The sequence below is a fragment of the Phascolarctobacterium succinatutens genome (genome assembly GCF_958453765.1).
Classification (GTDB): domain Bacteria; phylum Bacillota; class Negativicutes; order Acidaminococcales; family Acidaminococcaceae; genus Phascolarctobacterium_A; species Phascolarctobacterium_A succinatutens_B.
In genome coordinates, this window is sequence record NZ_CAUDZA010000026.1 from 25,308 (window position 1) to 33,486 (window position 8,179).

Here is an 8,179-nt window from a genome sequence, read left to right on the forward strand (position 1 = left end):
TAATTTTTTATAATTTTTCATGAAGTAAATATCTTCTTTGATGACTTCTCCTTCAGCGTTGATGTCAATGCCTGTGGTAAAAAAATTTTGGGAGTGTGAAGGGCTTCGGAGAAAGCGTCAATTTTATGCAAAGGGAAGCGCATAAATCCTAATTCGATATTTTTGATGCTTTCTCTGGATTTATAGCCGGTCAGAGCAGCAAGTTTGTCTTGTGTTATTCCTAGTATTTTTCGCCTTTGACGTATTCTTGTTCTAATCTCGCTCATTAAAGTACCTCTTGTAATTATATTTTGTGGGATTTATTCACTAATAAGTTTTATGAATTGTTTTTGAAGTGTATATTTCACATTCCTAGATAACATTATACTATTGTAATGTAATATTACAAGCATAAAGAAAGCACTAAACTTAATTAGTAGGATTAGTGCTTTCTTTGTGCTTCTATGTATTTTTTATTTCTTTTTTCCTGGACAATTCCATCAATTTCTTCATCTGTTAACCCATTTGGATAATATTGATGAAAGATTTCTCGGAGCTGTTTGAACACCTGCATGGCTTTTTTTGAGTCAATTTTTTGTTCAGCTGAAATATATTGTTTCATGTTTAGTTACCTTTTCAACTCACATGGTTGTTTTCATAGTAAATTTTGTTCAACCATAAAGCTTATGATAAAAAAATTCGTTATTTTCAATTCAGATTTATGTTGTGCTGTATGCGGCCTGTTCAGGTCGCCTGATGACTTGTTTAGTCATTGTAAATACCGGATTTTATATGCCCGAAAGCTTTTTGCCGCATTATATTAAGGGACCGGTTTATAAAACTTATGTCCGGGCGAGTATCGTTTTTCAGATAGATTACCGTCCGTACCATGATGTAGAGCCAGTCCGGCTTGCCTTTATCCATGTTGCGCAGATAGTCGGCACATAAATTGACGTTGTGGGGCGGTATATAGTCTTTATATTTGATTCTGTCCCGCAACAGCCAGTACAAACTCTCTTCTGCTTTAGAATAAATCCCGTCAAAGGAATTTCCTTTGTGGATAACTAATAGGTTAAGGTCAGGAGCTCTGGCAATATAAATGGTTCTGCTGTCCCTATGCCGTCCGTCAGGTTTAATGATTTTTACGAAGAACGGGTAAGTAAATACATACATGTTTTTCCTCCTTTTCTGCTTATCGTTAACAAATCGTTAACGTATACTTATTATAATACAGTTTCGGTGTAAAAAAACAGCCTTTTTGCAGATATTGCTTTTTGTTCGCTTTATCTCATATTCTCTAGAATATACAATTAATGTAGTACATAGATTTACTATTGATATTAAGCAGAAAGAGGAAAAGAAAATGGCAGTACAGATTGTAACCGAACGTGTAGTACAAATGATAAAGGGAGAGCTGAATGGTAAAAGTTTTACCTGGATGGAAATTCTCCAAGGTCTTTGTGCAGAATATAAAGAGTGTTATTGCAAAGCAGCTAAAGAGAACCGTAAGCTGCTACAGATAGGTTTTACTATTACCTGGGCTGAGCGGACGATCATTTGCAAGGATTTTACCTTTGAACTATATCCTGATATGGATGTAATTTATGACAAGATGCTGGATTATTTTAAGGGTTCCGTAAAGAATTTTGGTGAAGCAAAAAATGTCAGCTATTATGTTGTTACTGAGAAAAATACTACTATTTCGGGTTAGGGTATATTATAGCGATTTTTTTATGTCTTATATCGTTTACGTGATAATAGTCCATAATGGTTCTCCCTTCATGAATAATATTGCAAAGGCCTTTACGGTTACTATTATAATACTTTTCAACGTGTAAAAACTGGTTAGCCGTAGATGTTGCTTTTTATTCACTTTGTTTCTGAAGTTGTATTAATTTTAGGATTGAGTTTAGCTTTAAAATAAGTTATAATACAAGTAAAAGAAAAATCTTTTTACCTTCGCTAAAGATGACGAGTGACGGTTCTGACTCGTCGGTAAAATAAAAACTGACCGAGCGAAGATGACGAGTGACGGTTTCGACTCGTCGGTAAAATAAAAATTGACCGAGCGAAGAAAATGTGCAGGGCTAACCGTAGGGTTGGTCCTGTTTTTTGAGTACCTATTCATGGCGTACAAAAATGCCCGCAGAAGTTTATAGTGGCTTCTGCGGGTTTTGTTATTTGTGATCTTAAGTTATTTCTTTAAGAACTTTTTGAAGTACTCGGATACTACTTTACCTTTGTAGTTGCTGGTAAATTCTAAAGGTGCAATTTTTTCAGTAGAAGTCGTTTTTGCGTGCTCAGTTACGGTATTGTCGCTGAGTCTTCTCGTTACGGTTTCTTTTATCTCCCATTGATTCGTATCATAGTTTAACGTAGAGATAAGTTTCTGGTAGCGGTTTGCGCCCGGATACCACAAGTATATATTGGCATTTATCTTGTTGTTTTTGGCTTTTACACTCTTCGCATCATAAAAGACACCAAATTTTTCCGTTGAAGTTGCCCAGGTCAGGTTTAATCTTTTTGGTTCTACATAAGGCGTTCCGTCCTGGTTCGGCATATCTACAAAATATCCAAAGTCCTGCCACCATGTATAACCACGATAGAAAGGGTTGTACGGGGATTTTAGAAAGCCATAGTTCAAATACCAGGTCAATTGGTTGTTATAGGTTTTGGTTGTCCCATTTCCGTAATGGGTAATTTGTTTGACGCTTACAGCTTTGCATTTGCGAGGGTCTTTATCGAAGTAGAAAACCATGTTTTCGCAAGAAATGTTTTTACTTGTGTTTGAACGGTGACGTATTGTTGCATATACGATTTTGTTGGCTTTGTCCTGGCGGATGCTGTCTGCGTCATATTCATATTTGTAGCCGTATTCCGTATAGAATGTATGGAATTGTTTTGACAGTTCGGCTTCACTTAAATAATATTCGTCTGAGAACCTGCCAAGTTCAGTGGTTGTCTCTATCCAGTTTTCTGCATCGACAAAGTTAGATACTGACAGCATTAATGCTAAAGCAATACCTGAAATTTTTTTGTACATGATGTATGCCTCCTTATAAGCTCTAATAGAATTATATCACTAGTAAACAGGAAACGAAATCAGAATTTCTAGCAATAATTATTAGAATATTTGTTGCTAAAGCGAAAGAAATTATCAAGAATTGTCTTGAATGCGGAAATCACATGGATAGAGATATTAATGCCGCTATTAATATAAGAAATGAAGGTATGAAGCAATTAGTTTCTGCCCGACTATAAATTATAGAGCCGGAACGGTCCCAATATACGCCCAGGAGAGGTTCTGGCGGGGTTCTGGAGAAATCTGGGGCTAGTTTTCCCTCGATGAAATGGGAAGCTCCGAGCTTTCAGTGAGGAGTAGTTCACTTATTGGCGTAGATCATATCATGAAAACTGTTGAAATAGCTCAGCTGGATTCTTTGTTAGGTAAAGAATATAAAGCAACTTTTCGCTCTAATAAAGTAATCTATTACGATAATCCTCGTGAAACTGTGATTGACAAAGACAGCTATATACAGTTAGATAATAAGTTTATGTTAGAACTGCACAATGGGTTGCTTAAATATAGGCGTCAAACTGATAAGTTAAGCAGTGATAAACTAAATGATGTCATTGAAGCTTATCAACAATATCATAATAATCATCATTTAGATGAAAACAAGATTGTCTTTATGGAAGAAGACGACATCGAGAAACTAAATAACAAAACAACTAAGTTTTAGTCTTCTCTGTTGGATATTTTAATCCCTAAACCCAAGCACTTCATCGATTGCGAAGAAGCAGTCTTTGAGGTGCTTTTTGTTTGCCTAAATGAACCTTCACGAGTGCTTTTGGTGTCCGTTAGGCTGACCGTTTCGCCGGCATAGCAGAAACCAAAATGGTGGTCTTTTCGTTTATATTGAGTTAATACACAATGAAACTCTAAATGTAAATAAGTGATTTTCACTCTTAACTTGTGCATAATAACAGTACGAGGTGAAAATCAATGATTTGACTTATGAGTATGCGGTTTTGTTATTATTCTTCTTTTAGTATTCATAAGGTTTCTCTTTATAGGCTAATCCGCCGGCATAGCGGAAACCCAAATGGCGACCTTTTAGTTTACTTTTCGTTAACCTTTTTCGTGTATCCTAGTATGAAGAAAGGCAGGTCCGGGAGGACCTGCCTGGGAGTGGGGATCACTTTATGGAATGTGGTTTTAGGCTTGCTGGTGCTTATTGTTTATATGTTTGTAATGAAAAAGCCGTCCAAGGACGGCTTTTATTGTGGTTATTTGAGTGCTTCGTTTAATTTAGTATTGTTTATGATAACATTTTTATTCCAATTGGTATAATATTTTTTGCATCCTTCAGCTGCTTTTTCCATGTATTGTTTGAATCCATCTTTAGATTTAGAGTATGTTGCTTTATATGTTTCTCGACCAATGTTTGTTCCAATTAAATTGCCATCTTTTAAGGTTAATGTGATTTTGCCGCCAAACAATGTCGGAACAATAACGTTATTTTCAGTCACTTCTACCGGAACTTTTTCAATAGGACTGAACACAGGTGCAATCGTATAGTTTTCACCTTCACTTTTTTCAAGTTGATATTCCCATTGTTTTCCTTCAATGAAGTATTTGTTTCCATCTTTTGTAATGGTAATTTCTTCAACAGGTTTGTAATTGTTTGGACTTGGTGGAGCATAATACGTTCCAACAAATTTATCGGCAGTTGTTTTACTGCTTGAACTACAACCAGTGATAAAGGTTACTAAAGCTAACACTGCGATAATAAATAAAATTAATTGTTTTTTCATGTTTATTTCTCCTTTTAACCGAAAAATATAGTGAACATTTTATGTAAAAAATAGCAAGAACCCCACCAACATATAAAAGCTACTGTCCAGAATTCTCCTTTAAATAGAAGATAGCCTGGCCACCAACACATGAAAGCACCGAGGCCAGCAGCAGCTGCTTTTTCAATAAATGTTCCATAAAATGCGAGTCCCGCTACAATGCATACAGTTAGATATATTAATATAAATTTCGTTTTAGTCATAGGAAATAATAATTTCATTTTTGTCTCCATTATAAGTGTTTTTATGTTTTTCAGTTATAAGGGAAATCTCTTAGTTAAGAGATTATTTTATAACTAATTATACTCTTTTTTTCTTAATTTTTCAACGTTTACTTTTCGTTAACTTTCTGGTTGTGAGGAGTAGTATTAAGTTGCAAGGTTCAAATGAGCCTTCGCAACTTATTTTTTTACCACGGAGGACCCTAAAAATGAAGAAAATGACTATTAGAAAAATGCTTGAAAGAATCGTCGTCGCAACTAACAAACGCAGAGCGAAGAATATAGTTCTGGTCAGCACCGACGGCGAAATCGTGGAAGCGGAATTCGCTGTGGACCTGATCCGAACACTGACAGACTGGAATATCCTGTGGGAAGTAACCGTCATTTCTGAAAAGTTTTACGAAGACCGTTTCGTCGTAATCTTCGACCCAAACATTGAACAGGTCAACGGCGATCCTGACAAGGGCGATACGTGGTTATAAGGCCGCAAGCAGAAAGGAGCGTGAGAACGTGGCAGTTTATAAGTCTATCACCTTCGACAACAGAAAGAAAATCGCGGCCCTGTACGCGAAAGGAATGTCCATTTCCGACATTTCTGACGAAGTGGGCGTCGCCCTTCGAACACTGTATGTTGAACTGAAACGCGGCGCGACTGGAAAACTGGATCAGAACCAGCGACCGGCCTATGATCCGGTACTGGCACAAAGAACCTACCAGGAAAACATTCGTCGTCGCGGCAGTGGTCCGAAAAGAAAGGAGGTCAAGAAATGACACCGGACAGAGCAACCAGGCGGAAACGACGCCGAATCCGTCTGGCGATCAGAAGGACGTCAGCCCTGGCGGCGGCTATTGCCTTCTTCTTTGCCTGGGGAACGATCGGCGCCATAGAAACCGATACGGTGTCCCTGGTAGAAGGAACGGTCAGAACCTTCGGCCTTCTGTTCATTGGAACCGGCTTCGCCTTTGTAGGCGGCGCCTTCCGAAATCCTACGGAAAGGAGGTCAAAACATGAAGTACACCGCGACACTGTCGGCCGTCCAGGTCGGACAAGCCGTCAAAAGTCTTCTTCTGCTTGGTGAACGCAAGATCACCATTGAAGAAACAGAAAAAGACCGTTTCGTCGTCACCACAACAACCGAAACGGCCCTTTCAAAAAAATCTATGAACAGTATATCACGAAAAGGAGTGAAAAACAATGGCTAAACTGAATTTTTATGACACCGACGCCGTGAAGGCGTTCGTCCTGGATATTTTAATCGAAAACGCTGAACTGAAAAGCGATCTTGAATATGAAAAGAAGTGTTCGAACGACTGGTTCGACCGCTACAAGAAAGCCGATCAGCAAGTAAAAGACCTTGAAGCGAAGGTCGCAACCCTGGAAGGAGGTTCCGAAAATGAATAACACCCTGTACGAAATCACTGACAAGTATTTGAAGGTCCTTGACAACCTGGAAATCGACGAAGAAACCGGCGAAATCCTGAACGCCGAAGAACTGGACGAACTGTCCGGAGCCTTCGAAGAAAAAAGCGAAGCTGTCGCTTGCTACATCAAGAATTCCGAAGTCTTTATCGGCGACCTGAAAGCCGAAGAAGCCAACCTGGCAAAGCGCCGCAAGCAGACCGAAAAGCGAATCGACTATTTGAAGAATGTCCTGACCGCGTGTCTGGACGCCGCCGGCCGTGACAAGGTCGAAACCACAAAGGTTCGCGTTTCCTTCCGAAAGTCTGTGGCCGTAAGCATTGACGACGAAAAGGCCCTTCCGGCTGACTTCGTTGTTGAAACCGTTACAACGAAACCGGACAAGACCGCGATCAAGAAGGCGATCCAGTCCGGCCAGGAAGTGTCCGGCGCTTCCCTTGTGGAGAACCGAAACCTTCAAATCAAATAAGGAGGAACCGCAATGAAAGAACTTTCGATTCCCCTTCTTACCGAACAAGACATTGACTGTCGCGTTCAGTCGGTCAGCAAAGCAAAGACCGGCCGCGTCGGCGCCGTCCTTCTACTTTACAAGGACGCGCGCGTCGATATGCGAATCCTGGACCAGGTCTTCGGGCCTGGCAACTGGCAGAGAACCCACGAAGTGATCAACGGAAACCTGTTCTGTAATATCGACATCTGGGACGACGATAAAAAGACCTGGGTCAGAAAACAGGACGTCGGAACAGAGAGCAACACCGAAAAGGAAAAAGGCCAGGCGTCCGACAGCTTCAAACGTGCCGGCTTCAACGTCGGGATCGGCCGCGAACTTTATACAGGCCCTTTCATTTATGTCGAACTGGCTGACGGTGAATTCTATCCCGAACGCCAGGGCCAGAAAGAGGTCTTCAAGTGCTACGCCAGTACGAAGTTCAAAGTATCGAAGATCGCCTATAACGAACGCCGCGAAATCTGTGACCTGGTAATCGTCGACCGAAACAATACAGTCCGCTTCAATATGAACGGACACGCACCGGCGCCACAAGCCACACAGAGCGCCACGAACGGGCAGAAGGCCCAGGGTGGACAATCTACCAACCAACAGCAAAGAACCGCACCACAACCGCAAAACAGCGCCCAGACAGGCGGCGCCGCGTGTCCCGTGTGCGGTGGCCCTATCAGCGAAGCTGAACGCCGCTATTCCATGAACAAATTCGGCCGTGAAATGTGCCGCGCCTGTCAGAAAAACGCGTGAAAGGTGGTGTCATAAATGCCCAGCCGCATTTTGAAAGAATCAATATGTACGTCGGAAAGTCTGGCGTACTTATCGGCGGAAGCCGAAGTCCTTTTCTATCGTCTGATCGTAAAAGTGGACGACTTCGGCCTGTACTACGGAAGCCCGAAAATTCTTGCTTCCCTTCTCTTTCCGCTGAACGTACCGACCGAAAAGAAGGTGTCTTCCTGGCTGGCTGAACTTGTGAACGGTGGCCTTGTGGCTACATACAGAGGTGAAGACGGTCGGCAATATCTGAAACTTCTGTCCTGGGACAAACACCAGAACAGGCGCGCAACAAAACCCAAATACCCACTACCGCAAGAATTTGATAACACTTGCAGTCAAGAGGTATCAAGTGATAATTCTAACACTTGCGCGCAAATGCAAGCAGATTCTTCCGTAAACGTAAACGAAAACGTAAACGAGAAA

At 40.8% G+C, this 8,179-nt stretch carries 15 protein-coding genes and 1 pseudogene; 10 read left to right on the plus strand and 6 right to left on the minus strand.

Going from position 1 to position 8,179, the window contains the following annotated elements; all coding sequences use genetic code 11:
* Positions 1-17 precede the first annotated feature (17 nt).
* The 3 genes from Q7Q81_RS09260 to Q7Q81_RS09270 form a co-directional block, all read right to left on the minus strand.
* Positions 18-266, minus strand: a complete 249-nt coding sequence (locus Q7Q81_RS09260; protein WP_304275550.1) for a helix-turn-helix domain-containing protein — start codon at positions 264-266, stop codon at positions 18-20.
* Positions 267-421: 155 nt separating this feature from the next.
* Positions 422-601, minus strand: a complete 180-nt coding sequence (locus Q7Q81_RS09265) for a hypothetical protein (RefSeq protein WP_304275553.1) — start codon at positions 599-601, stop codon at positions 422-424.
* 143 nt (positions 602-744) lie between these two features.
* On the minus strand, positions 745-1,152 hold the full coding sequence (locus Q7Q81_RS09270; protein WP_304275555.1) for a hypothetical protein: 408 nt from the start codon (positions 1,150-1,152) through the stop codon (positions 745-747).
* A 190-nt stretch (positions 1,153-1,342) separates the two neighbouring features.
* On the opposite strand from Q7Q81_RS09270, the gene Q7Q81_RS09275 reads away from it, so the two are divergent.
* Positions 1,343-1,690, plus strand: coding sequence for a hypothetical protein (locus Q7Q81_RS09275; protein WP_304275558.1), 348 nt, complete (start codon positions 1,343-1,345; stop codon positions 1,688-1,690).
* Positions 1,691-2,173: 483 nt separating this feature from the next.
* Here Q7Q81_RS09275 and Q7Q81_RS09280 read toward each other — a convergent pair whose 3' ends face one another.
* Positions 2,174-3,022, minus strand: a complete 849-nt coding sequence (locus tag Q7Q81_RS09280) for a hypothetical protein (protein WP_304275560.1) — start codon at positions 3,020-3,022, stop codon at positions 2,174-2,176.
* Between the two features lie 113 nt (positions 3,023-3,135).
* On the opposite strand from Q7Q81_RS09280, the gene Q7Q81_RS11110 reads away from it, so the two are divergent.
* Both Q7Q81_RS11110 and Q7Q81_RS09285 read left to right on the plus strand, forming a co-directional pair.
* On the plus strand, positions 3,136-3,240 hold the full coding sequence (locus Q7Q81_RS11110; RefSeq protein ID WP_368502130.1) for a zinc ribbon domain-containing protein: 105 nt from the start codon (positions 3,136-3,138) through the stop codon (positions 3,238-3,240).
* 146 nt (positions 3,241-3,386) lie between these two features.
* Entirely contained in the window at positions 3,387-3,722 is a 336-nt protein-coding gene (locus Q7Q81_RS09285) for a hypothetical protein (RefSeq protein ID WP_304275563.1), read from the plus strand.
* Between the two features lie 547 nt (positions 3,723-4,269).
* Here the strand turns inward: Q7Q81_RS09285 and Q7Q81_RS09290 are convergent.
* Together Q7Q81_RS09290 and Q7Q81_RS09295 are read right to left on the minus strand one after the other, a co-directional pair.
* Positions 4,270-4,797, minus strand: coding sequence for a hypothetical protein (locus Q7Q81_RS09290; protein ID WP_304275565.1), 528 nt, complete (start codon positions 4,795-4,797; stop codon positions 4,270-4,272).
* 14 nt (positions 4,798-4,811) lie between these two features.
* Complete coding sequence (locus Q7Q81_RS09295; RefSeq protein ID WP_304275568.1) at positions 4,812-5,057, minus strand: hypothetical protein; 246 nt, start codon at positions 5,055-5,057, stop codon at positions 4,812-4,814.
* A gap of 209 nt (positions 5,058-5,266) precedes the next feature.
* Here Q7Q81_RS09295 and Q7Q81_RS09300 point away from each other — a divergent pair, with 209 nt between their 5' ends.
* From Q7Q81_RS09300 to Q7Q81_RS09330, 7 genes and pseudogenes are all read left to right on the plus strand, one after another.
* Positions 5,267-5,539 carry a hypothetical protein gene (locus Q7Q81_RS09300; protein WP_148336195.1) on the plus strand — a complete coding sequence of 91 codons (273 nt, stop codon included), beginning with the start codon at positions 5,267-5,269 and terminating at the stop codon, positions 5,537-5,539.
* A gap of 28 nt (positions 5,540-5,567) precedes the next feature.
* Entirely contained in the window at positions 5,568-5,828 is a 261-nt protein-coding gene (locus Q7Q81_RS09305) for a helix-turn-helix domain-containing protein (RefSeq protein WP_251631852.1), read from the plus strand.
* Between the two features lie 237 nt (positions 5,829-6,065).
* Entirely contained in the window at positions 6,066-6,260 is a 195-nt protein-coding gene (locus tag Q7Q81_RS09310; RefSeq protein WP_148336197.1) for a hypothetical protein, read from the plus strand.
* Entirely contained in the window at positions 6,253-6,459 is a 207-nt protein-coding gene (locus tag Q7Q81_RS09315) for a hypothetical protein (RefSeq protein WP_148336198.1), read from the plus strand. The genes Q7Q81_RS09310 and Q7Q81_RS09315 overlap by 8 nt, the downstream gene beginning before the upstream one ends.
* A complete protein-coding gene (locus tag Q7Q81_RS09320; RefSeq protein WP_178849201.1) occupies positions 6,452-6,946 on the plus strand; it encodes a siphovirus Gp157 family protein in 495 nt (164 codons plus the stop codon). Before Q7Q81_RS09315 ends, Q7Q81_RS09320 begins: the two co-directional genes overlap by 8 nt.
* A gap of 12 nt (positions 6,947-6,958) precedes the next feature.
* Positions 6,959-7,729, plus strand: coding sequence for a hypothetical protein (locus Q7Q81_RS09325; RefSeq protein ID WP_304275583.1), 771 nt, complete (start codon positions 6,959-6,961; stop codon positions 7,727-7,729).
* Between the two features lie 15 nt (positions 7,730-7,744).
* Positions 7,745-8,179: pseudogene (locus tag Q7Q81_RS09330) on the plus strand (transcriptional regulator); the annotation flags it as partial.

Coding starts and splice junctions, on each gene's coding strand:
- Q7Q81_RS09275 (WP_304275558.1), top strand. CDS start 1,343: ATGGCAGTACAGATTGTAACCGAACGTGTAGTACAAATGATAAAGGGA.
- Q7Q81_RS09265 (WP_304275553.1), bottom strand. CDS start 601: ATGAAACAATATATTTCAGCTGAACAAAAAATTGACTCAAAAAAAGCC.
- Q7Q81_RS09285 (WP_304275563.1), top strand. CDS start 3,387: ATGAAAACTGTTGAAATAGCTCAGCTGGATTCTTTGTTAGGTAAAGAA.
- Q7Q81_RS09310 (WP_148336197.1), top strand. CDS start 6,066: ATGAAGTACACCGCGACACTGTCGGCCGTCCAGGTCGGACAAGCCGTC.
- Q7Q81_RS09295 (WP_304275568.1), bottom strand. CDS start 5,057: ATGAAATTATTATTTCCTATGACTAAAACGAAATTTATATTAATATAT.
- Q7Q81_RS09280 (WP_304275560.1), bottom strand. CDS start 3,022: ATGTACAAAAAAATTTCAGGTATTGCTTTAGCATTAATGCTGTCAGTA.
- Q7Q81_RS09320 (WP_178849201.1), top strand. CDS start 6,452: ATGAATAACACCCTGTACGAAATCACTGACAAGTATTTGAAGGTCCTT.
- Q7Q81_RS09290 (WP_304275565.1), bottom strand. CDS start 4,797: ATGAAAAAACAATTAATTTTATTTATTATCGCAGTGTTAGCTTTAGTA.
- Q7Q81_RS09260 (WP_304275550.1), bottom strand. CDS start 266: ATGAGCGAGATTAGAACAAGAATACGTCAAAGGCGAAAAATACTAGGA.
- Q7Q81_RS09270 (WP_304275555.1), bottom strand. CDS start 1,152: ATGTATGTATTTACTTACCCGTTCTTCGTAAAAATCATTAAACCTGAC.
- Q7Q81_RS09325 (WP_304275583.1), top strand. CDS start 6,959: ATGAAAGAACTTTCGATTCCCCTTCTTACCGAACAAGACATTGACTGT.
- Q7Q81_RS09315 (WP_148336198.1), top strand. CDS start 6,253: ATGGCTAAACTGAATTTTTATGACACCGACGCCGTGAAGGCGTTCGTC.
- Q7Q81_RS09300 (WP_148336195.1), top strand. CDS start 5,267: ATGAAGAAAATGACTATTAGAAAAATGCTTGAAAGAATCGTCGTCGCA.